This window comes from Fastidiosipila sp., assembly GCA_012511175.1.
Classification (GTDB): Bacteria; Bacillota; Clostridia; order Saccharofermentanales; family DTU023; genus UBA4923.
Genome location: JAAZGO010000016.1, coordinates 1 through 23,760 on the forward strand (window position 1 = coordinate 1; position 23,760 = coordinate 23,760).

The window sequence follows — 23,760 nt, forward strand, 5'->3', positions numbered from 1 at the left end:
CCTCCCGTAGGAGTCTGGGCCGTGTCTCAGTCCCAATGTGGCCGTTCGACCTCTCAGTCCGGCTACCGATCGCAGGCTTGGTAGGCCTTTACCCCACCAACTACCTAATCGGACGCGCGCCCATCTTCTGCCGGATTGCTCCTTTCATACCCACAAGATGCCTTGTAGACACAACATGCGGTATTAGCCATGGTTTCCCACAGTTATTCCCCAGCATAAGGCAGGTTACTCACGTGTTACTCACCCGTCCGCCACTCGGGTCAAAAAGCTTCCGTCCGAAGACTTCCGCCTGATGACCCCCGTTCGACTTGCATGTGTTAAGCACGCCGCCAGCGTTCATCCTGAGCCAGGATCAAACTCTCATGTATAGATGAGAGCCTTTTGGCTCTTAATTACTTGTCTGTCCGCTTCCTCAATTCTTACTCAAAATTAAGGTCCCGTCTTTTTCGCACTGTTCAATTTTCAAGGTCCATCCGCACCTTCCTCCCGAAAGGCGCTTTGCTAGAATAACAGCCATTACATGCCTTGTCAACTGCTGTTTCCTATGAATTTGCATTTCTGAATGTATAACGGTATAAAGGCCTTAAGTTCTGGTATCAGGCCGCTTCAACCGGTATATCTTCCCTTTGATCCGGCCATGCGGCAGATTGAGCGGATTAAATCCATATGACATTTTTGTTTCACTATTTGTCCGGGCGTCCGGTTAAGCCGAAAAAGGGGCCACCTATTTTTGAGACAGCCCCTCACATTTTTATACCCTGCTCTTGAGGTAAATCAGAAGACCGGTCACCTTCTTACAAAACACTGGGAGCCGTGGTTTTGATCCTGCTGTTGACTTCTGAAAACTTGGGAAGCATCGCTCAAGACCATTTTGTACGACTGCCGCGTGAAAGACGGGATGAGTGCTGGAAAGGGTTTGAACAAGGCAAAGTGATTAACATTCGAGTTGTGCTAGCCTGTATTTTGAATTGAATCTTCACCTGGAGGCCAAGCGTGAATTTCCGAAATGGTATCAAGAGTATGCTCAGAACACCTGTACGCACGGGACTGTTCCTTCTGTTGATTGCGGCAACCACGGTCTTCCTCTTCCTTTCCCTCAACACATGGTCCACCAGCAAGGCAGTCTTGCGGGACAGCAACCAAGTATTCACGACCATCGTGACACTCAAGTATCGGGATGTGGGCGGATCAGGCGAAGGCTACCTCTCTTCGGAGACCCTGGCGGATCTGGAGGCCATCGACTTTGATGCCATTGCATCCAATAAGCATGTGAAACTCTGGCAGCCGTCCAGTGTCTCCTTCGGATCCGCCCAAGGCTTCATGTCCAAGGCAAGGAGTTCACGCTACGCTTATACGGGCGTCTTCCTGGTAACCGGTATTCGACAGTATGATGCCGAGGGATCCTACACCGGGAAGATCGTGGAGACCTTATATTCCATCAAACCTTATGAGAGCGGGCGAACCGTCTTCTTCCAAGGCAGCTTCGAAGAGCTGGGCTTTGAGCCGGATCAGGACGCCACTTATATCATTCATACGAAAAACATGAACCTTGACGGGAGCGGCCTGGCCCTACAGATCGTCCCTTTTTACAGTAGCAGAGCAGAAGACCACGGCATTGATACAGGCGCCATCAGCCCCTTCTACGAGGTCAGGCCCGACCAAGACCCTCTGACAACCGAAAGGGCCATCTATTATGAGATTGCCGCTTATTATGACGCCATGAATCGTGCGCTGCCCGTTTACAGCGTCATAGATCTCTCAGGGATCGAAGAATTTCATCAGAACTATCTTCTTCTGGAATCAGGACGCCTTTTTACAAGAGAAGAGGCGGAGGCCGGGAAGAAGCTGGCAGTGATCTCAACCACGGTGGCCAACAGGATGGAGCTGGAGCTTGGCGATGACTTGACCGTCCTTTTGCCTGAAGAGGCCGTCCCCGGCTTCTATGAGTGGGGACTGGAGCTGACCCGTGAGGAGACCTATGAGATCGTCGGTATCGTCGGCTATCATGAGAACTACCATGAGAATATCTACGTCGCCGCAGCCGCGGTCGACGCCCGGCCTGCCGGCTACGACACGGACCTGGGACAGGCAACCATTGAGAATGGAAGCACGGCAAGCTTCCTTTCAGAGATCGGGCCCTTCCTGGCCGATGATATCGTCGTCACCGCCTATGACCAGGGTTACCAGACAATGGCGGACTCCATCTCGGTCGTCCGCAAGGCCTCTATTGCCCTCTCGGTCATCACCTTCTTTCTGACCTTGGCCGTTCTCATCTTCTTCGCCTATCAGTACGCCGGTTCCCAGCGCGAGGCCGTCGGCATCATGCGCAGCTTTGGCGCTACAAAAAAGGAGAGCCGGCGCTATCTCCTTGCAGGTTCTGGCCTCATCAGTTTTGCGGCCGTTACAGGCGGGATTCTCATTGGTATGCACTATGCGGAGGACCTGGTTTCCTACGTCCTTGACTTTGTCTCTGACCTTCAGGTGGTGGACATTCGCTACAGTGACGGTTTCCATGGTCTGGTCAAGCCCTTCAGTCCGGTAATTACCCTGTCCTATGGCTTTGCCGTCGCCGTCGGCCTGGCGCTTCTGGCACTGGCGCTGGGGATGTTACTCTTTTTTGCCGAGCGGACCATAAGCGGTCATCTGATCAGTCATAGGGAGAAGGTTCATATACCCCGCCCTGTCAAGGATTCTTCGGTTGCCTTCCGGGGATCCTTCCGGCAGGCTGTCCTGGCCATCCGCAGAAGCAAGGGGCGCTCCTGGCTCACTGTATTCCTGGGGGTGACCACCCTGCTCTTCCTGGCTTCCATCCCGCAAATGCTCAATTCCTATAAGCTTGCGCGGAATGAACTCTATGAGGGAACGGTTCTGATAGGCTATGCCTCCAAGAGAGATGGACACTTCTCCGATCAATTAGTGATTCCCAATACCCAGGCGAAAATCCTGCTGGATGATGTCCAAGGCATAGAGGATGTTTCTTACAGCTACAAGACCCACTATCAATATCTGGGTATCGTCCGGCATGCAGACGGCTCCCTGGGGAATGCCGAAAGTATGCCCAACATCACGAGTTCCTACCAGTTGGAAAATGTACTGGCAGCCTTGCATTATCAGCCCAACATCGTATTCACGGATCAGGTGGGTCAGGCCCCGGAGTTCCTCTTTTCTGAATTCCTCGGCAGCTTCATGGAGGGGTGGAGCGAGGAGCGTTTCAGCAAGAGGGACTGGAACATGCTGCCGGTGATCATCCCCCACGCCATGATGAGTGCCTATGCCATTGAGTACGGGGACATCATCAGTTTCTATACCCAGGATCACTTCTACGAGGCGCACTCGCCCTCTCTCAGGTTCATGGAGGCTGAGGTTGTCGGCTCTTTTAAAGGTTTAACGGCCTGGAGTCATATCTACGCCCCGCCTCCCCTGGGGGCGCTGGAGCCCGGGAATTCATCTCTGAATGAGATTCTGAAGGAGATGGGCTTGGCCGATACGCGGCTCGAGACAGGAAGATATCGCGCTCCCTTTGGGTTCTGGAAGGATTTTACAGAGCAGCAGATTCTGGACATCAGTCTGGACAATTACTACATCTCGTCCATGGCCTTCAAGATAAGCGATCCGGCAAAGCTGACCGCAGTCCGGGATTCGCTTGAAAAGAACGGTTTTTCCGGGCCAGGATTCGACGGAAGTATCCGTGTCAGTCTTGTCCTTGAAGATTCCCAGTTTTTGGAAAAAGTCCGCTCGATTGATCAGAGGAGCTTCTATCTGGAACTGCTCTACCCGGTTCTTATTGTCCTGGTCATGCTTCTTGGTCTTCTTACAGGATTCCTGTCGGTCAGGGCCAGGCGCGAGAACATTGCCCTCATGCGAAGTCTGGGTACCAGGAAGAGCGCTATCTTCCGAACCATCTTCGGTGAACAGGCTCTCCTTCTCCTGCTGGGAAGCGGGATGGGGGCCGCCTTGTGGCTGCTTTTACGGGGACCTTCCGAACTCCAGTCAGTCAAGACCTATGCCTTTATGATGGGTTACGCCGCCAGCGCCTTCATCTCCATTATCTTGCAGAACCGTAAGTCAGCCTTAACCGTATTAAGTGAGAAAGAATAAGAGGATCAAAGTATGTGTATCATCCGCCTGGATTCAGTGCAATACAGCTATGTTAACCGCTATCAGACGGTAGAGGCACTCGAAAATGTCAGCTGCAGCTTCGAGCAGGGCAAAATCTATGCCATTATCGGAAAGAGCGGAAGCGGTAAATCCACTATGCTCTCACTCATGGCTGGTCTTGATTTGCCCAGGCAAGGTGATGTCTACTTCCGCGGTCAATCCACCCGTGACCTCGATCTTGATCAGTACCGCCGCGACCAGGTTGCCATCATTTACCAGAGCTTCCGCCTCTTTCCACTGCTCACAGCCCTTGAGAATGTCATGTATCCGATGGAACTTCACGGGATCAAGCCGCGTGTTGCCAAAGAGCGTGCCCAAGACTACATTCGCAGCGTATATCTGGGTAAAGACGAGTTTAACCGCTTCCCCTCCATGCTCTCGGGCGGCGAACAACAGCGCATTGCCATCGCCCGCGCCCTGGCCATGGATACCGACCTGATTCTTGCGGACGAGCCGTCAGGCAACCTGGATTCGGCGACAGCCCGGTCCATTATTGAACTGCTCGCTGACCTTGCCCACCAACAGAACTACTGTGTCGCAATTGTGACCCATGACCGTGAAATCATGGATATGGTGGATGTGACCTACCAGATGCGTGATGGGGTGCTCCTGCAGGATGAGTGACGCGGGGCAAGGTCCTGGATACGCAAAGTTTTTATAGATCAGTTGGTACGGATGGCTTTGCAGAGGGCTTCGGGACACACAGGTCAAATCACCCTGTTTTTCCGGATAATAAAAAAAGGGGCTGCCTCTTAGCACTTAACAGTGTTTTGAGACAGCCTCTTTTGGTTACACCAGTCCACCTGGACCATGCGTTCCCTCTCAGCGGTCCGCCTTTTTCATTTCCTCTTCCAGCTGTTCGGCCAGCTTCATTTCATAAGACCGCTTCTTGTTCCAATAGCGTTCTTTTCGTCCCTGCAGCTTCTGCATGAGGGCGACCAGGCCGATCAGGGCCGCCACGACGACGATCAGTCCAAGAAAATAATAAACTTTATCAATCATTATTTAACCAGGGCCTCCATCTCGTCCAGGGAGCGCTCAAAAGCGTCAAGCGCACCGACAATGGTCTCAGCCCGGGTCATGTCGACGCCTGCCTTTTTCAATACATCGATGGGCCAGTCAGAAGAGCCCGAGGACAGGAAACCCAGGTAGCGGTCGACAGCCGGCTGCCCCTCCTTGAGGATGGTTTGGGCGAAGGCGGTGGCCGCCGCAAAGCCGGTCGCGTATTGGAAGACGTAGAAGTTGTAGTAAAAGTGTGGGATCCTGGCCCATTCGTTGGCGATATCGGGATCGAAGGTCAGGGCCTCGCCGTAGTACTTCTTGTTAAGTTCGCCGTACTGCTCACTCAGAAATTCAGCTGTCAGCGCAGTGCCGGACTCATCCGCCTCATGGATCAGGTGTTCGTACTCAGCGAACTGGGTCTGGCGAAAGACCGTACCCTTGAAGCCGTCCAGATAGTGATTGATAACGGCGGCCCGCATCTTGTCATCATCGGCTGTCTTCAAAAGATAGTCGGTCAGGAGCACCTCATTGCAGGTTGAGGCGATTTCCGCAAGGAAGATAGGATAATCCCCGTATTGGAAGGGTTGGGACTTGCGGGTGAAATAGGAGTGCAGGCTGTGGCCCAGTTCATGCGCAAGGGTATAAAGATTGTCCAGGGTGCCCTGCCAGCTGATCAGGATAAAGGGATTGGTGCTGTAGGAACCGCCTGAATAGGCGCCCGACCGCTTGCCGGTATTGACGGCCCAGTCGATCCAGCGCTCTTCAAAGGCCTGCTTCAAAATGGCGACGTATTCATCTCCGAGCGGAGTCAGCGCTTCCAAAAGGATCTCTTTGGCCTGATCAAAGGAGTAGTGCGAGTCGACCTCATCGACCAGCGACACGTACAGGTCATAGGAGTGGAGCTCCTCCACCCCCAGGATTTTTTTGCGCATCTTCACATAACGGTGCAAGAGAGGGAGGCGCTGATGGACGGCCTCGATCAGGCTGTCATAGACCGATTCGGGGATGGCATTCCTGAAGAGCGACGCCTCACGCCCCGATTTGAAGCCTCTGATGTTTTTGTTGTAGGTGTTAACACGGACGGCGTTGGACAACGTGGTGGCACAGGTATTTCGAAACTGGCCGAAGGTCTTGTACATGCTGGCGAAGGCCTGGCGGCGCACCTGCGGGTCACGGTTTTCCAGATAAAGGCTGTAATTGGCGTGGGACATCTCCAGGGTTTCACCCTTTTCATCCACGATGGGATCAAAGGTCATGTCGGCATTGGACAGAATGCCGTAAATCTCGTCCGGACTCTCGAAGATTTGGCTGGCCCGGGCCAGGAGTGCCTCCTCCGCGGGTGACAGCTGGTACTTTTTCTCCCGGAAGATCTTGTCAAAGAAGTGGCGATAATGCGACAGCTCCGGCTTTTCATCCATAAAACCATGGATCGTTTCCTCCGGAATATTGGCAAGTTCCGGCTCAAACCAGGCGCCTTCCCCCATGAGGGTTGCCATCAGGGCGCCAAGGCGGCCTTTCATCGCCATGAAAGCGGGATCTGCTGTATCCTCATCGCTGCGATGAAAGGCGTAGGTTGCCAGCCGCATCACCTGATCGGTCAGGGATTCCCTCAGCTTGATGGCGTCAAACAAAGTCTGGGCGGACTCGGAGAGCCTGCCGGCATGTTTTTTCACTTCATCTTTTTTGCTTGCCAGATCGGCGAAGGAAGCTTCCCATTCTTCCGTTCCGGCAAAGACAGTGGTCATGTCCCAGCATTGATCAATGGGAACTTCAGAACGTTTCAGCTGCTTTTTTGTTTTTCCCTTGGCTGCGTCATTCCTTTTCATTTCATAAGCCATTTTTTTCTCCTGACTTCTTCTCTGCCACGTCCCCCTCATGGCCATCTTCGCTGGCCAGGGGTTCATCATTCAAATCCTCAGGCAAGGGGACGCCGTTGACTGTCTCGTGCTCCTGATCGTCCTCGCCGGTCACGATGGACATATCGACCACCAGGCCTTCGCGGCTCCGCATCAGGGTAACTCCTGAGGTATTGCGCCCTAAAACAGGGATTTCGCTTGCCCTGAAGCGGATGATGATCCCCAGATCGTTGATCAGAAGGACGTCATCCGTATCGTTGACCTGGGCCACGCCGACCAGTTTGCCCGTCCGCTTGGTTGTCCGGTAGGTGATCAGGCCTTTGCCGGCCCTGTTTTGCGGCCGGTAGTCGGACATCCTGGATCGCTTTCCGAAGCCATTTTCGGTCACCACCAGGAGGGTATCGTCGGAATAGGTGGCGATCATGCCGATGACTTCATCATCCTTGCCCAGCTTGATGCCCCGGACCCCCATGGTATTCCGGCCGGTGGCGCGGACCGAGGATTCGGGAAAGCGGATGGACATGCCTTTGCGTGTCACCAGAATAATGTCGTGGTCGTCATCGGACAGCCTGACATTGACCAGCCGGTCATCCTCCCGCAGATTGATGGCGATCAGGCCCCGCTTGTGAATGTTCTGGTAATCGGCCAGGGCTGTCTTCTTGACCATGCCCCTGGAGGTTGCGGTAACCAGGTAGCCGCCCTGGTCGAATGAATCAATCCGGATCAGGGTACGGACCTTTTCTCCGGGATCCAGGTGCAGGAGGTTGACAATGGCCATGCCCCGCGCCATACGGCCTGATTCAGGGACCTGATAGCCCTTCAGCCGGTAGCATTTGCCAAAGTCGGTAAAGAACAAAAGCGTCTGGTGAGTCGAAGTAATGATAATGGTATCGACAAAGTCATCTTCACGCGGCTGCATGGCTGTGATGCCCCGGCCGCCCCTGTGTTGGGCGCTGTAAACATCGACCGGCATCCGCTTGATGTAGCCGGCGTGTGTCATGGCAATGACCACCTGCTCCTCCTCGATCAGCTCCTCATCATCGATCTCATATTCGCCGGCAGGGATAATCTCGGTGCGGCGCTCGTCGCCATAGCGGGCTGCGATGGCCCGCAATTCCTCCTTCATGACATCGTGCAGAAGCTCCCGGTCACCCAGGATGCGGCGGAAACCCCGGATTTTCTCCGTCAGGTCCTGATGCTCCGCCAAGAGTTTCTCCCGCTCCAAGCCTGACAGCCGCCCCAGCCGCATGTCGACCACATGCTGAGCCTGTTTTTCGGAAAACTCAAAACGTCCGCAAAGCCGGCTTTTGGCCTCTTCTTCGTCTTTTGAGGAGCGGATGATGCTGATCACTTCATCGATATGGTCGATGGCCAGCTGAAGTCCTTCCACCAGATGGAGACGGGCCTCAGCCTTTTCCAGGTCGAAGGTAATCCTGCGGGTGATAACCTCCCGCTGGTGGCAGATGTAATGCTCCAGCATTTCTTTCAGGCTGAGCTGCAGAGGCACGTATTTCCCCTCGTCTGGAACCAGAGCCAGCATGTTGGCACCGAAGGTGTCCTGCAGCTGGGTATGGCGGTAGAGCTGGTTGAGAACCACAATAGGGGTCGCATCCCGCCGCAGTTCCACCACAATGCGGATGGCATCGTGGCGGTCCGACTCATCACGGACATCGGAGATGCCCTCGATCCGCTTGTCCTTGACCAGCTCGGCGATCCGTTCAATCAGGCGGGCTTTGTTGACCATGTAGGGAAGGGAACGGATCACGATCCGGTAGCGGTTGCCCGACGTTTCTTCGATATCAGCATGGCCGCGCACTACAATCCGGCCCCTGCCCCGCCGGTAAGCCGAGCGCGAACCGGAAATCCCCATGATCTGTCCGCCTGTTGGAAAGTCCGGGGCTGGAATGTAATCCATTAAATCGTCCGTGGTCATCTCCGGATCGTCGATGAGATGAATGGTTCCCTCGATGACTTCCCCAAGATTATGGGGAGGAATATTGGTTACCATGCCAACAGCGATGCCGGTTGAGCCGGAAACCAGCAAGTTGGGAAAACCCGCGGGCAGCACCGTTGGTTCTTCAAAGCGGTCATCGTAGTTTGGCTGGAAGTCGACCGTATCTTTGTTAAGATCCGCCATCATCTCCGTGCCCAAGCGGGTCAGCCGGGCTTCCGTGTAGCGGTAGGCCGCGGGGGGGTCGCCGTCACGCGAGCCGAAGTTGCCGTGGCCGTCGATCAGGGGATGCCGCATGGAAAAGTCCTGGGCCAGCCGGACAAGAGCATCGTAGACACTCTGGTCTCCGTGGGGGTGGAAACGCCCCAGGACATCGCCGATGGTAGTCGCGCTCTTGCGGTGCGGCTTATCCCAGGTGAAACCCTGGGTATACATGGAATAGAGGATTCGCCGGTGGACGGGTTTCAACCCGTCACGCACATCCGGCAGGGCACGGTCGGAGATCACGCTCATGGCGTAATCGATGAAGGATTTTTTCATTTCTTCGTCGAGATCGACGGGTATGACCAGATTGTCCGGATTTTGAAAGGCCTCATCCACGGCCGCTTCACGCATTTTATAATGATTGGTATTGTTTGGCTCCAAGGCCATTTGTCCCTCCCTGCCGGCCGGATTGTATCGATCGGAATTACTTGAATTTCAGTAGGATTTTGTCCCCTTAATTTTACCACAGGCCGGCTCTTCCCGCTTAGCTGGCGCATGGGGCAGTCCGGTTGGAATGACTGTGTCTTTAATCAGTGGATTTTTATAGGGGCCTCTTTCGGATGACTGCCATCCGTCTGGGAAAGGAAGGAGGGGTCGGGCCGGTTTTTCGGATCAAAACCAGGGATCGGGGCCTGTTCAGACCCGGCAGCCGGTAGGTGACAAGAGGATCGGGAGTGCCCCCGAGCAGAGCCATGGCCCGCTTGGCTGATTCTTTTTCATCATCCTCACCCTTCATGGCAATCAGTTTCCCACCCGATTTGACGAAGGGAAGGCAGAGTTCCAGCAGGATAGGCAGGGTGGTGACAGCTCGTGCGACTGCCAGATCAAACTGTTCCCGAAAGGCCGGCAAACGTCCAAGCTCTTCAGCCCTGCCCTGGACGGCTGTCACCTGATCAAGCCGGAGTTGCTCGATCACATCTTTTAGAAATTTGATCTTTTTCAAGGTGGCATCAACCAGGGTCACCTGAAGGTCGGGCCTGACGAGAGCAAGCGCCATTCCGGGAAAGCCGGCGCCCGTTCCAATGTCGATCACGCGTGCGTTTTTGGGAATGCAGGCGGACAGCTGCCAGCTGTCTTCAAAATGGAGGGAGGCGATCGCTGCATCCTCCGTGATGGAGGTCAGATTCATCTTCTGGTTGGCCATTTTCAGAAGTTGGATGTAATGGGCCGTCTGCTCAAGGGCATCCCCCGGCAAATCGATTCCCGCTCTTTTTGCAGCTTCTGCGATCAGATTTCTATCCATTTTGTCCCTGCATGCCCTTTTGCTGTTCCAGCCAGACCAAAAGGACCTGGATGTCGGCGGGGGAGACACCGGAGACGCGGCTGGCCTGGCCTACGGAGACCGGCCGCCGCTCTGACAGTTTTTGCCGTGCCTCCAGCCGCAGACCCCTGATTGATTCGTAGCGGATGTGGCCGGGAAGTTTTTTGTCCTCCAGTTTCCGGAAACGTTCCACCCGGTCATGCTCCAGGCGGATGTAGCCCTCGTAATGGATTTGGATCTCGACGGCTTCTCTGACTGATGAGGGCAGTTGTGGCCTGTCTGGATCCAGGGGGGCCAGAGCAGCATAAGTCAATTCAGGCCTTTTCAACAGATCATAGAGCCTGGTGGTCCGCTTGAGAGGGGTGCTCCCCATTTCCTCCAGCAGCTGATCCGATGTGATTGTTTTTTTGACCGGGGTATCCAGGAGCCTTTTTTTCTCCTGTTCGATGGCTTCCTGTTTTTCCTGAAACTTCCGCCAGCGTTCCTGACTGATCAGGCCTATTTGGTAACCAATCGGCGTCAGCCGGGCGTCGGCATTATCCTGGCGGAGAATCAGGCGGTATTCAGCCCGGGAGGTCATGAGTCGGTAGGGTTCATTGGTACCCTTGGTCACCAGATCGTCAATCAGAACCCCGATGTATCCCTCGGACCGGTCGATGACGATCGGTTCCCGTCCCTCCAGTTTCCTTGCGGCATTGATGCCCGCCATCAGGCCTTGGGCGGCCGCTTCCTCATAACCTGACGAACCGTTGATCTGGCCGGCCAGGAACAGGCCGTCAATGCCCTTGACTTCCAAGGACAGATTTAAAATGGTCGGGTCAACGCAGAGGTACTCGATGGCATAGGCGGGCCTCATCATCTCCGCTTTTTCCATGCCCGGTACGGTCTCCAGCATACCCCGTTGCACATCCTCCGGCATGGAGGTGGAAAGACCCGAGGCATACATTTCCTCAGTGTCCAAACCGGTTGGCTCCAAGAAGACATGATGCCTTTCGTGCTGGGGGAATTTGACAAACTTGTCTTCGATGGAGGGACAGTAACGGGGGCCCACCCCCTCAATGAGACCTGAGTAGAGGGGAGAGCGATCCATGTTATCTGTGAGGAGTTTCTTTGTTTCAGCCGTAGTCCAGGTGATGTAGCAGGGCAGCTCGGCAGCCGGAGCCCATTCGGGGTCATCTTCGTGTTCAAAGGAGAAAGGCCGGGCCACCCGGTCCGCAGCCTGCAATTCCATGCGAATGAGATCCAGGCTTCTTTTATGAAAACGCCCGGGCGTCCCCGTCTTGAAACGTCGGGTGGGAAGGCCAAGGGCTGTCAGGGCCTCGCCCAGGCCAACAGCGGGACTTAACTGGTCGGGCCCCGAGCTTCGGACGGAATCTCCGATGATGACGCGCCCGTCAAGGAAAGTACCGGGGCAAAGGATGACACAGGGAGCCTGGTAAAGTGAACCGGTGGCGGTGATTACACCTTCCATATGGTTTTCTTCCGCCATGAGGCCGGTGACCTCCTGCTGAATCAGCATGAGATTGGGCTCTCCTTCCAGCACCTGCTTCATTCCCCGCTGGTAGCCGGTCCGGTCCATCTGCGCCCGCGGAGACATAACCGCGGGGCCCTTGGTCGCATTCAGCATGCGGAACTGAATCATATGAAGATCAGCCAGGCGGCCCATCTCTCCACCCAGGGCATCGATCTCCCGCACCATCTGCCCCTTGGCCGTACCGCCGATATTGGGATTGCAGGGGAGATTGGCCAGGCTGTCCAAGGTCATGGTGAAAAGGATGACCCGCCGGCCCAGTCTGGCGGCCGCCAGCGCCGCCTCACAGCCAGCGTGCCCTGCGCCGACCACGATGATATCGGCCTGGCCAGCGGCAAAAGCGCCCGGCTTTCGTGATTCCTGCAAGAATGAAACCACGCGGACTCCTCTACTTCCCGATACAGAAGCGGCCGAAGATTTCCTCGATCAAAGTTTCAGACACGTCATCGCCCGTGATGGCGGAAAGCTCAGTCAAGGCTTCCTTGAGCGTGATGGCGATCAGATCGAAGGACAGACCTTTTTCCAGATCCTGCTTTGCCTGTTCGACCAGATTCACCGCCTGGTCGATGGCTGCCTTGTGGCGTGCATGAGTCAGGATCTCATGACTTTCACCCTCACCTATCGGCCCGGCTGGTCTTTTTTCTCTCCTTTTATCCGCTTTCAGGCCCCCTTCTTCGATGAATCCGACCAGAACCGCCCGGAGTCTTTCAAGATCCTCTTCCTGCCTTTGTGACCAGGCCAGGACAGGCGTTTGTGGGAAGTGTTCGGCCGCGTAGGCGGCGGGGTCCTCTTCAGGGGGCAGGGAGGGGCGAAGATCGTCTTTACCCAGGATTAGAAGAAGCGGCTGGCCCTCTTCAATCAGGCTCCTGATCCGCGCTTCCTCCTTTTGCCGGATGGCCGGTTCAGGCAGGGGAGGCGACAGGACCCAAAGGATCAGGTCTGCCTCCTCCAAGGCTCTTTCCGCGCGCGCGATTCCCTCGCGCTCAATGGGATCATGACTTTCATGGGTCAGGCCCGCCGTGTCAGTCAGATGGATCAGGTAGCCGTCGAGGGTCAGGTCGATTTCAACCGTGTCGCGTGTCGTTCCCGGAATAGGGCTGACGATGGCCCGGTCCCGGCCGGCCAGGGCATTGAGAATGGATGATTTGCCCACATTGGGGCTGCCCGCGATCACCACAGCCAGGCCTTCCCGGATGACCCGTCCGCTGACAAAGGTATCGGACAGCCTGCCAAGTTCATCTGCCGCCTCCCTGAGTTCCAGAATCAGGGCAGCCCGGTCCTGGGAGCGCTCTTCCTCTTCATCCCAGTTAAGCAGCATTTCCAGATGGGCCAGGGCTCCGTAAAGCTGATCGACTCGTTTTCTCACCGTCCGCGAGATGCCACCCCGAAGCTGGCGGAAGGCCACCTGGGCCTGTCGTTCGGCCTGGGCCCCGATCAGATCCATGACAGCCTCAGCCGATGACAGGTCCATCTTGCCGTTGATGAAGGCGCGTCGGGTGAACTCGCCCGGCCCTGCCGGCCGGCACCCTGCCGCGACTGCGCTGTCCAGGATGGCCTGACGGACAGCCCGTCCTCCGTGGCAGGAAACTTCGTAAAGATCCTCGCCTGTGTAAGAATGGGGCGCTCTAAAGCAGGCCAGGACCACCTCATCGATACCGCCCCAGATCCCGGGTGCCAAGGTATAGCCTTGCATCAGGGAAGGACGTACAGGTGACTCTCCGTAGGGCACAAAAAGCCGGTCGCAAATAGAGCCGGCCTGCGGTCCTGAAATACGAAACACCGCCAAGCCGCTCACACCCGGCGGTGTTGAAAATGCCGCGATCGTGTCCATGTCAGACCGATTCATGGCTCCTTCATCCCAGGATCTCCAGGCCGGCTGTGGGGGAGATCACCACATAACGTCGGGGTTCGGCGCCTTCGCTATAGGTTGTGATGCCCTCGGTATCCCGAAGCGTCAGGTGGACAATCCGTCTTTCAGCGGCACTCATGGGTTTCAGTCTGGATTCACGGCCTGTATCAAGGACCCGTTCCGCCATCCGCCTGGCCTGGTGCTGAATGCGCTGTTCGCGGCGGGTGCGGTAGCCCGCCACATCGACCATGACGCGAAGGTGCTCGTCCACGAAGCGGTTGGCCACAATGTTGGAAAGGTACTGGATGGCATCAAGTGTTTCGCCGTGGCGGCCGATGGCCACCCCGCAATCGCTTCCCGAGATCTCAATGTGTAAACTCCCGTCTTCGCCAAGATAGGATTCAATCCGTCCGTGGATGCCGATGCCCGACAAAATGGCTTCGATATAATCGAGTACTGCGTTCTCGGCGGAAACAAAACCGCGCTCCTGGTCGGCCACCTTCCATCCCTGGTCTTCTTCGTCTTCTTCGTCCAGGTAAGGGATGGGCTCGGAAATTTTCTCTTCCTTTTTGACCCGCTTCCGACCGGCCGGCAGGTGGTTTTCGTCCACCGTGACCCTGACGTGGGCAGGCCGCCGGCCAAAACCCAGCAAGCCACCCGTTTCTCCTTCATCAAGGACTTCAATCAGCGCAAAATCCTCACTGACTGCAAGTTCCTCCAATGCTTGACTGATCGCTTCTTCGACCGTCCTGCCCGTCTTTTCAATGGTGCGTTCCATGCAAGTAGCCTCCTCACGCACGAACCCCGGAATCCATCCGGTCCGAAGTTATCCGAATCGCGGCCATGCCGCGGTTAATCTCGGGTTCAATCATCCTTTTTGCTTCTCAGGCGCTCAAAAAAGGCCTTGAATCCACCGCTCTTTTCAGGGCTCTCAATGGAAGATCCCCCCGGGCGCGACCGGTCAAAAACGGCCTGTTCCGCCGCGTGGGCCAGGCGGATCGGCTTGACGTAATACTGGTAACCGAGGGCGGATTGAATCAGGTACATAACATTTTGGAAGAGCCAGTAAAGGCACATGGACGCAGGCATGCTGAACATGGTGAAGAGCATGATGAGCGGCATAAAAAGGTTCATGCCCTTCATCATGCCGGCACCCGGATCCGGATCCTGGCCCCGCTTGGCTGGATTGGCCTTTTCCCGCTGTTTCTCTTCCTTGGTTTTTTCCGGTCTGGCTGTGCTCTTGCGCATGATCCTCATCTGGAAAAAATAGGTCAGCATGGTGATAATGATGAGCAGCACCAGAGGCAGCTGGATTTGCCATTGAGACCCAAACCATTGGAGCGGGTTGTAAGAAGGCGTCATGCCCAAATCCATCCCGAGAAATTTCGTATCGATGAACTGAGGCAGGCGGATCCAGCCATTCGAAACGGACTGCTGAAGCGCGCTCCCCGAGGCATTCAAGCCATTCAAGACCGGAATATCCATGGATGCCACGTTTTTGACCTGGGCGGCTGTCATCAGGCCCTTGTCTCCAAGCATGTTGGCGATCTTGTAGATATTCTGCATATCGACGCTGCTGATGAATCGCAAAGGTGCCCTGAAAATGTAAATAATGGGCCAGATGACCACCAGTTGGAGCAGGGTCGGCAGGCAGCCGGACATCATGGAAATGCCGTTTTCCTTGTAGAGCTGCTGCGTCAGTTCGTTCACCCTGGCCTGATCCTTGCCGTACCGCCGCTTGATTTCATTCACCTCCGGCTGCAGCATCTGCTGGCGCAAGGTGCTGCGCTGGCTCCTGAGGCCCAGCGGCATCAGAACCAGCCTGATCAGGATGGTAAAAAGAATGATCACCAGCCCGTAACTGTTCAGCCAGGTGTAGAGGGTTCCCAGCACCAGCCCGAACAAACTGTAAAGGGGATCCAGTAAACCGAGCTGGACCGTTATCAATGATGCCATTTGTCTCTTTCCTTAACTCAGCGGTTCAGCCGGCCGCCGTTTTCAAGCGGCAGGTCCCTGCTGTGACCGCATATTTTTTTATCCGGGACGGGATCGTACCCGCCTTTGCATAGCGGCTGACAGCGCATGATGCGCCAAAGGGAAAGCCCCGCCCCTTTGACCGCTCCGTGAATTCTGACTGCTTCCTGAGCATAAGCTGAGCAGGTGGGGTTAAAACGACAGCACGCCGGGTGGGCGGGGGATAGATACCGTTGGTAAAAGGAGATCAAGGTAAGAAGCCCCGACGCCGCAAAGGAAGGCCTTTCATCACCTCGATGGCCTGTCCCCCCTGCCTTGAAATTTTCTTTATTCGCTTTCACCTGCGGAGCTGCCGTTATTTTCTTCTGTTTCCGGTCTTTCCTGCCCGGCGCCGGAATCGATGATGAGCCGGCCCATGGCGCCGGCCAGGATAAGCAGTGCCGGCTCATCTTCCGGGTTCCATCTCGCCGTCACGATCAGGTCATAGCCCGGATGCAGCTTAACACGGCTCAATCTGAAAGATTCGCGCAAAAGCCTCTTTGCCCGGTTGCGCGGTACTGCCCCCCTGATGGCGCGGCTGACCGTAAAGCCGATCCGCGGCGCCTGCCGGGCATAGCCCCCGCGATGGCGGAAAGCGTGCAGACCCAGGAAGCTGTTCCTGTGATAAACACCGCGATGGTAGACGCGGGAGAAATCTCGGTTTCGCTTCAGTCTGTCCGCAACCGCCACCTTCCCGGACCCCGTGTCAGGACGAGAGCTTCTTTCGGCCCTTGAGCCGGCGCCGTTTCAAGACGGAGCGTCCGGCTGCCGTTGCCATTCTTTTTCTAAAACCGTGAACGCGGGAACGTTTCCTGCGCTTCGGTTGATAGGTCCGTTTCATTGGTTCCCCCCAATAATCGTTTTATCTCGACTTAAAAACACGGCGGTCTTATCTTTGGTCTGCCTAAAGGGCACAACGAACGAATTATACCGAATAGGCTGCCTGCCCGTCAATCAGGCAAACAGTCCCTCCCTTTCCTTCACGCTTCCAAAGACCGTTCAGCCGCTTCAACTACATGCTGCATCAGGATGGTAGTCGTGACGGATCCGACGCCGCGGGGCACCGGTGTAATGTTGGCAACAATCGGTTCCACCTCTTCAAAGGCCACATCCCCGACGAACTTTCCGTCTTCTTTCTCATTCATCCCGATATCAATGACTGTCTGGCCAGGCGCGACCATGTCGGCCCGAACCATTTCAGCCTTGCCGGCACAGGCAATAATCAGGTCACTTTCACGGGTGACGGCAGCCAGGTCCACCGTCCGCGTATGGCAGATGGTCACCGTCGCATGCTCGGCCAAAAGCATCATGGCCACGGGTTTACCGATGACCAGGCTGCGGCCGATGACTGCCGTCCTGGCCCCCTTGATGGGGATCCGGTTGTGTTTGAGCATGGCAAGTGTCGCCTCGGCCGTACAGGGGGCAAAACCCGTCCTCGAACCGGTGAAGACACCGGCCATGGAGGCCGAGCTGATCCCGTCCACATCTTTTTCAGGGCGGAGGGTGTCACAGATCGCTTCTTCATCAAGATGTCCGGGGAGCGGTCTGAAGAGGAGGCAGCCATGAACCTGGTCATCTTGATTGATTTTTTCAATCTCATGAATGAGGGTTTCCTGGCTGACATCCTCGGGAAGCACCCGGACAATGACGCGGACACCGATCTTTTCGGCCCGTTTCAGGGCCCCGCGTTCATAGTAGATATCATCGCCTTTCTCACCGACACGAACGATGGCAAGGGTTGGTTCGACCCCCGCTCTTCGCAATTCAACCACGCGCCCGATCAGTTGCTCCGTCATTTGGTCCGCAACATCCTTGCCGAGCAAAATATTTGCCATGCTATTTCTCCTTTTTCCAGACTTTTTCGCGTATTTAGTCCATTCTAGCATGAAAAAGCACCGCCGTTCATCTCTGAACGGCGGTGGCCTGTCAGGGCAAGAGCCTTGGAATTATTCGCTTTCCAGAACCTTTTCTTCTTCTCTTCCAGCGTCCGGCATTCGCCTGCCGACCACCAGATGTCCCAGGCCGGTGTCAAGATCGATTTCGGCTGTATCCCCTTTGGAAACCGTGCCATCAAGCAGGGCTTCCGAGAAGCGGTCCTCGACTTCAGTCTGAATCAAGCGGCGGAGCGGGCGGGCTCCATATTGAGGTTCATATCCTTTTTCAGCCAGCCAGTCTTTGGCCCGGCCGGTCACATCGGTCATCAGGCCGATGTCTGCAATCCGGGCAGACAGGCGGTTGATCATGATGTCAACGATCTTCCGCATGGTCGGACGATCCAGCATCCTGAAGAAGATGATCTCGTCAACCCGATTGATAAATTCAGGCGAAAAGGCGCGGTGGAGCTCTTCCATGACCAGATCCCTGGCTTCCTGGTAGGTCTTGCCGCCATAGATCTCTTCTTCCTTGTGATCCGCATCTTCTTGATCTTCATGTTCAAAGGCAAAGCCAATCCTCCGGCCCTCGGGGCCCACAAGCAGGCGTGCCCCGATATTGGAGGTCATGATAAGGATGGTGTTCTTGAAGTCGACGGTCCGGCCCTGGCCATCTGTCAGCCTGCCGTCCTCCAGGATTTGGAGCATGGCATTGAGCACATCAGGGTGGGCTTTTTCGATCTCGTCAAAAAGGACTACCGAGTAAGGCCTGCGCCGGACTTTTTCCGTCAGCTGGCCGCCTTCGTCGTAACCGACGTAGCCGGGCGGGGCGCCGATCAGCTTGGACACATCGAATTTTTCCATGTACTCCGACATGTCGATGCGGACCAGGGCATTCTCATTGCCGAACATGGTTTCTGCCAAAGCCTTGGCCAGCTCCGTCTTTCCAACACCGGTTGTCCCGAGGAAAATGAAGGAACCTGTCGGCCGGAAGGGATCCTTCAGTCCCAGTCTGCCCCGCCGGATGGCCTTGGCCACGGCCGTGACCGCTTCGTCCTGCCCCAGAACACGTTTTTTCAATTCATCCTCCAGGCGGCGGAGCCGCTCGCTGTCATCCTCAGTCAGGCTCCTGACGGGGATGCTGGTCCAGCTGGACACAATATCGGCGATCATGTCGGCAGTCAAAACCGGCCAGTCCTCACGGCTGGTGTCCAGGCTGCAATCGTGGAGCTCCTTAAGGCGCTCCGTCAATTCATCTTCCTGGACCTTGAGATCAGCGGCCCTTTCAAATTCCTCGTCCTTGACGGCTTTTTCCTTTTCCTCGATCACGGCATCAAGTTTCTCCCGCAGCTGCCGGATCTCATCCGAACCTCCCTCGAGATTGATCCTCAAGCGTGAGGCAGCCTCATCGATCAGGTCGATGGCCTTATCAGGCAAAAACCGGTCCGTGATGTAGCGGGTTGACAGCTGAACGGCTGCCTCAACCGCCTCGTCCGATATACGGACTCTGTGGTGACACTCATAGTGGGGACGCAGGCCGTACAAAATCTCAACTGTATCCTCCTCGCCCGGTTCACTGACCATGACGGGCTGGAACCGGCGTTCCAGCGCTGCATCCTTTTCGATGTGCTTGCGGTATTCGTCCAGAGTGGTCGCCCCAATCACCTGGACCTCGCCCCTGGCCAGCATGGGTTTGAGGATGTTGGAAGCGTCCATGGCACCCTCGGACGCCCCTGCTCCGATAATGGTATGGAGCTCATCGATGAAGAGAATGATGTTGCCGGCCTCCACCGCCTCATCGATGCCCTTCTTCAGGCGCTCCTCAAATTCGCCCCTGTATTTCGATCCGGCCAGCATACCGCTGAGATCGAGCGAAATAAGGCGTTTGCCCCGCAGGAGGTCGGGCACTTCATCCGAAACGATTTTTTGAGCCAGACCTTCCGTAATTGCAGTTTTACCAACACCCGGCTCACCGATCAGAACTGGATTGTTCTTGGTCCGGCGGCAGAGAATCTGTTCGATCCGCCGGATCTCCTCCTCCCGACCGATGATGGGGTCAAAACGGTCTTCTGCCGCCATCCGGGTCAGGTCGCGGCTGAATTTGTCCAGGTTGGGCGTATCGGAGTCCTTTGTCTCCCGGTCCGTCCGCACCGATTCGGGACCTCTTCCCTGACCCTGCGGAAACGTTCCCTCCTGGCTGGCGTCCGACAGCCTGCTGTAAAACTGCCTGGGTGATATGCCGACTCCCTCCAGGATCCGGACGGCCACACTGTCACCTTCCCGCAAAATCCCCATCAGCAGGTGCTCGGGTTCAATGACGCCGCTTTGCGTCCGTCCTTCTGCCTCCTTGGCGGCAAGGTTGACAACCAGGCGTGTCCGGGGCGTCATCATGCCGATAATCTGATTGCCGTCAATCTGTTCTGCCTGCTCCGGCGAAACATCGACTGGCTGCTTTTGGTTGAGGACAGCCAGATGCCGGTTGATGGTCTGCGCGTCCAGTCCGGCCTGGGCCAGCAGGTCGCTGGCGGTGCCGGCGCGTTCGGCGATGATGCCTGCAAGCAGGTGCTCCGTTCCGATGTAGCCTGTCTCAAAGGATCGGGCCGTCACCCAGGCCGATCCCAGTGCCTCCCCGGATCTTCTTGAAAAACGTATCATCATTTTTTTATCCCCCGTAAACTAAGATTTCTTGCTAAGCTCGTTTTTCCAGCAGCGCCTGCCGGATAAGGGCAGCCCGCGCCTGATCCCTCTCCCTTTCATCCATAGGTTTACCGGCTCCCTGCTGGATGGCGCCTTCTCCTGTTTCAGTCATCAGTGACTGGATCAGGCCATAGTCCGGCATGCCCTCAAGTCCCAATTCCCTGCCCAGCCGGACAAGGGAAAGGAGTTTCATGGCTTCCTGGGATGTCATCAGGCGGGCTTGGGTTAGAAGACCCATGGCCCGGCCGACTTCATCCTCCAAAGCGGCAGGATCACGGTCATAGAGCATCCGCCTGGTTTTCCGCTCTTCCCGGGCCAGGTCAATGACAAGCCGGCCCAGATCGGTCAGAATGCTTTCTGCCGTGACACCCAGGGTGACCTGGTTGGACAGCTGGATCATATCGGCCCTGGCATCGGTCCCCTCACCTTCCGCCCCCCTCAGGACAAAACCCGCCTTAGAGAGTTTTTCCGCCAGGGGCCGGATGACCCCGGACCGGATCAGGCCCGGGACATGGAGCATGACAGAAGCCCGCATGCCGGTTCCGGTATTGGTCGGGCAAGCAGTCAAGTAACCCAGGCGCTCATTTTTCGCGAAAGGCAGCCGGCTTTCCAGCGAGGCGGCGCATTGGCTGACCGTGTCTGCAGTTTCGTCCAGGCGGAGCCCCGCGCTGACCGCGTAAAGTCGCAGGTGGTCTTCCTCGTTGACCAGGATGCCCGATGCTTCTCCCGGAAAAAGAAGCAGGGCTTTGCCTTTCTTGCCAACCAGCATCCCCCGGCTGATGATCCGCCGTTCGGCCAGGGCCAGGGATTCAATGGCCCCCAACCCCTCCAGCTCAACAATGAGTGGTTTTTCACCCGAAGTCAGGCAGAGGGCCCGGAAGGCTTCAATCACTTTACCCTTGACATAGTCCAGCTCGTCCGCTTTCAGCCGCCAGGGAAAAGGCGTATTCGCCAGGTTTCTGGCCAACCTGACGCGGGTGGAGATGACCACATCACTGACAGGACCCTCTTCCAGGTACCAGGCCATCAGTCTTCGCCTTCTTTCTGCGCTTCATGCGCCCGGATCCGGTCTCTGATTTTGGCAGCTTCTTCATAAGCTTCATCCTCGATGGCCCGGGCGAGTTTTTTTCGCAGATCCGTGACCTCTGCCGGCAGGTCTTCTTTTTCCATAGGCTCGATGTGACGGGTATGACCCTGTACCCGCCGGAAAACAGGTTCCAGCACCGCGGCAAAAGTGTCGTAGCATTGCCCGCAGCCCAATAAACCGCTTTCCCTCAACTCGCGCTCAGTTTCTCCGCAGGAGGGACATACCCGCCGCGCTGGCCCCCTGTGCGGGGAGCCCGGGTAACTGGGATAACCGAAGAGGGAAGGTCCCGGCAGGATGGAACCGAAGAGATCCTCCCACCAGGAGTCCGCACCTTGTCCGGGAGCCGCCGCACACCGGTCACACAGGAATTCCGTCCGCTCCTGGCCATTGACGGCCCGGGTCACCCGGACGGTCGCCAGCCGCTGCCCGCACTTTTGGCACAGCATGCCTATTCCTCCTTCTGGGCGGCAAGCCCCGTCAGCATCTGCCGGAAAAGGTCGGACCGCACACGGCTGCGCATGGGCAGGCTGATCTGCCTCAAGCTGGCATCCGATAGGGAGGCTTTCATGAGGAGAAGCATTTTCCTGGGGACCAGCTCCAGCTCCATCAGCTGATTGATCATGACATTGGCCTCATGCTGACTGAGCTGATCGGAGACCGACCGGGCCAGATGCATCAGGTATTCGGCTTCCTCGGAATAGGGCACCCGGGTAATCCGGACGTAGCCGGACCCGCCCCTGCGGCTCTCTACCATGTAACCCTGCCGGTGGCTGAAGCGGGTCGTGATCACGTAGGTGATCTGGGAGGGTGCCACCTGAAGTTCAGAAGCAAACGCGTTGCGGGACAGCTCACAGGAACCGTCCTGCTCTTCAATTAAATCGAGAATCACTTTTTCGATCATGTCCGTCAAACTGCTCATGCCTGCCGCCATTTCTTCAATAGACTTATACTATCTTTGACTTTCATTTTATAATGAAAGGTCTCAGGGGTCAAGAACAAACGAACATCACTTCAGCTGACCTGCGCCCGCTTCCCTCACAGGGAATCCAGAAAACGATCCAGGGCCTCGTCTCCTTCAATCCTTCTGACCGGAACACCGTGGCTTTTTAAAAAGGCCTCGAATTGAGCCTGATGCTTGCGGGCGGTATCTTCCATGATACTCAAATTATCTGGATCGTAAGCTGCGGACATGTCGGGGAAATCATTGGGCAGGCCGCATTGCTTCAGCTTGCTGTCCAGTTCATCGGAATACTCCAGGACAGAAAAGAGAACCGTATAAGGATCGCCGGTCCGGCAGGCATGAAAGATTTTATTGTAGCTCTGTATCATTTCTTCATACCAACCTTCAAAGGCTTCCGCCACCGGGCCCGGCGAAAGAGATTCCTTCAGCACTTGATCGATCAGGCAATTGGTTTCATCCAAAATTTTCTCACAGGCAGATTGGACGGACTGGATATCTTTTGCGAAAAATACTTCATCAGAGAGCCCGGCAAAACCACTGGGAATCAGGGGCATGGCGAGCAATTCATCTTTTAGGTGCTTCCTGCCCCTTATAATCATGGACTGATTTAAAAGCGCGAGCGCCTGGGACAGGGAATCAATCATGCGGATTGCAGCCAGACGGACCTGCGATAAAGACCCCGCGGTCCGGGCTTTGAAATACTCTTTGAATGATGAATCGAGCATCCGGCGCGAATGGCTGAGAAATTTTTCTTTGTCAGATGTATCAGAGGCTCTTAATTTCAGTTCATTGAACCGGCTCAAATCCTGCTGTGTGCTGAAAAACAGGACCTCCCCCTCTGTAATAATCGAACTCACAGGCTCTGCATGACTGGCGATTCTTTCAAGTCTTTCCCACGGCAGAGCCCACAAATCGAAACCAATTCCATCAAGAATGAAGGTAGAGGCCAGGTCAAGGCCCCGTTTTGTTTTAGGGACGAAATACAGATCCAAATCGGAAAACCCGTTCGTATCCCCATAAACAAAGGAGCCGTACAGATGGACGATTGCCACATCATCCCGATAATCCCTTTCAATCTTATTCAGCAGTTTATCCTTCAGTTTATTCAAGTCCACGGAAACCTCCGGAGAAAACAAAACGATTCCGGACAAAGAATCAAAAGGCCGGGAAACTGTGGGCGGTGCCGTTTTCACAGCACCGCCCTATCTTTCGTGTCTGTCCTTATCCGGGCCGGGCCGGCTTCAATGCAGCCAGGAAAA

The 23,760-nt window shown here is 55.9% G+C and carries 18 protein-coding genes and 1 rRNA gene; 2 read left to right on the forward strand and 17 right to left on the reverse strand.

All coding sequences use genetic code 11. The features are described from left to right. A 16S ribosomal RNA gene (locus GX839_03185) occupies positions 1 to 366 on the reverse strand; the annotation flags it as partial. Positions 367 to 993: 627 nt separating this feature from the next. On the opposite strand from GX839_03185, the gene GX839_03190 reads away from it, so the two are divergent. Next, positions 994 to 4,098 (forward strand): hypothetical protein, encoded by a 3,105-nt coding sequence (locus GX839_03190; protein ID NLB04469.1) that lies wholly within the window; start codon positions 994 to 996, stop codon positions 4,096 to 4,098. Positions 4,099 to 4,110: 12 nt separating this feature from the next. Beyond that, on the forward strand, positions 4,111 to 4,782 hold the full coding sequence (locus tag GX839_03195) for an ABC transporter ATP-binding protein (protein ID NLB04470.1): 672 nt from the start codon (positions 4,111 to 4,113) through the stop codon (positions 4,780 to 4,782). A 198-nt stretch (positions 4,783 to 4,980) separates the two neighbouring features. Here the strand turns inward: GX839_03195 and GX839_03200 are convergent, their stop codons facing one another. The 16 genes from GX839_03200 to GX839_03275 all read right to left on the reverse strand — a co-directional run bounded on the left by GX839_03200 (position 4,981) and on the right by GX839_03275 (position 23,616). After that, the gene (locus tag GX839_03200) at positions 4,981 to 5,160 is read right to left on the reverse strand and encodes a hypothetical protein (protein NLB04471.1); all 180 of its coding nucleotides are present in this window, start codon (positions 5,158 to 5,160) and stop codon (positions 4,981 to 4,983) included. After that, positions 5,160 to 6,986: an oligoendopeptidase F gene (gene pepF / locus GX839_03205; GenBank protein NLB04472.1), complete on the reverse strand. Its 1,827-nt coding sequence runs from the start codon at positions 6,984 to 6,986 to the stop codon at positions 5,160 to 5,162. Before pepF ends, GX839_03200 begins: the two co-directional genes overlap by 1 nt. A gap of 1 nt (position 6,987) precedes the next feature. Then, positions 6,988 to 9,582 (reverse strand): DNA gyrase subunit A, encoded by a 2,595-nt coding sequence (gene gyrA, locus GX839_03210; GenBank protein NLB04473.1) that lies wholly within the window; start codon positions 9,580 to 9,582, stop codon positions 6,988 to 6,990. A 190-nt stretch (positions 9,583 to 9,772) separates the two neighbouring features. Next, positions 9,773 to 10,474: a 16S rRNA (guanine(527)-N(7))-methyltransferase RsmG gene (gene rsmG / locus GX839_03215; protein ID NLB04474.1), complete on the reverse strand. Its 702-nt coding sequence runs from the start codon at positions 10,472 to 10,474 to the stop codon at positions 9,773 to 9,775. Beyond that, entirely contained in the window at positions 10,467 to 12,389 is a 1,923-nt protein-coding gene (mnmG, locus tag GX839_03220) for a tRNA uridine-5-carboxymethylaminomethyl(34) synthesis enzyme MnmG (GenBank protein ID NLB04475.1), read from the reverse strand. The genes rsmG and mnmG overlap by 8 nt, the downstream gene beginning before the upstream one ends. 22 nt (positions 12,390 to 12,411) lie before the next feature. Continuing rightward, entirely contained in the window at positions 12,412 to 13,869 is a 1,458-nt protein-coding gene (gene mnmE, locus GX839_03225; GenBank protein ID NLB04476.1) for a tRNA uridine-5-carboxymethylaminomethyl(34) synthesis GTPase MnmE, read from the reverse strand. 7 nt (positions 13,870 to 13,876) lie between these two features. Then, positions 13,877 to 14,650, reverse strand: a complete 774-nt coding sequence (locus tag GX839_03230; protein NLB04477.1) for a protein jag — start codon at positions 14,648 to 14,650, stop codon at positions 13,877 to 13,879. A gap of 86 nt (positions 14,651 to 14,736) precedes the next feature. Continuing rightward, on the reverse strand, positions 14,737 to 15,828 hold the full coding sequence (locus GX839_03235) for a YidC/Oxa1 family membrane protein insertase (GenBank protein NLB04478.1): 1,092 nt from the start codon (positions 15,826 to 15,828) through the stop codon (positions 14,737 to 14,739). A gap of 17 nt (positions 15,829 to 15,845) precedes the next feature. Beyond that, positions 15,846 to 16,295, reverse strand: coding sequence for a membrane protein insertion efficiency factor YidD (gene yidD, locus GX839_03240; protein NLB04479.1), 450 nt, complete (start codon positions 16,293 to 16,295; stop codon positions 15,846 to 15,848). Between the two features lie 296 nt (positions 16,296 to 16,591). After that, a complete protein-coding gene (rpmH, locus tag GX839_03245) occupies positions 16,592 to 16,726 on the reverse strand; it encodes a 50S ribosomal protein L34 (GenBank protein NLB04480.1) in 135 nt (44 codons plus the stop codon). Between the two features lie 139 nt (positions 16,727 to 16,865). Continuing rightward, positions 16,866 to 17,720, reverse strand: coding sequence for a bifunctional 5,10-methylene-tetrahydrofolate dehydrogenase/5,10-methylene-tetrahydrofolate cyclohydrolase (locus GX839_03250; protein ID NLB04481.1), 855 nt, complete (start codon positions 17,718 to 17,720; stop codon positions 16,866 to 16,868). Positions 17,721 to 17,831: 111 nt separating this feature from the next. Next, the gene (locus GX839_03255) at positions 17,832 to 20,414 is read right to left on the reverse strand and encodes an ATP-dependent Clp protease ATP-binding subunit (GenBank protein NLB04482.1); all 2,583 of its coding nucleotides are present in this window, start codon (positions 20,412 to 20,414) and stop codon (positions 17,832 to 17,834) included. A 31-nt stretch (positions 20,415 to 20,445) separates the two neighbouring features. Further along, complete coding sequence (locus GX839_03260; GenBank protein ID NLB04483.1) at positions 20,446 to 21,480, reverse strand: ATP--guanido phosphotransferase; 1,035 nt, start codon at positions 21,478 to 21,480, stop codon at positions 20,446 to 20,448. Then, a complete protein-coding gene (locus GX839_03265) occupies positions 21,480 to 21,986 on the reverse strand; it encodes a hypothetical protein (protein ID NLB04484.1) in 507 nt (168 codons plus the stop codon). The genes GX839_03260 and GX839_03265 overlap by 1 nt, the downstream gene beginning before the upstream one ends. Positions 21,987 to 21,988: 2 nt before the next feature. Then, positions 21,989 to 22,459 (reverse strand): CtsR family transcriptional regulator, encoded by a 471-nt coding sequence (locus tag GX839_03270; protein ID NLB04485.1) that lies wholly within the window; start codon positions 22,457 to 22,459, stop codon positions 21,989 to 21,991. 116 nt (positions 22,460 to 22,575) lie between these two features. Beyond that, positions 22,576 to 23,616, reverse strand: coding sequence for a nucleotidyltransferase domain-containing protein (locus tag GX839_03275; protein NLB04486.1), 1,041 nt, complete (start codon positions 23,614 to 23,616; stop codon positions 22,576 to 22,578). Positions 23,617 to 23,760 lie beyond the last annotated feature (144 nt).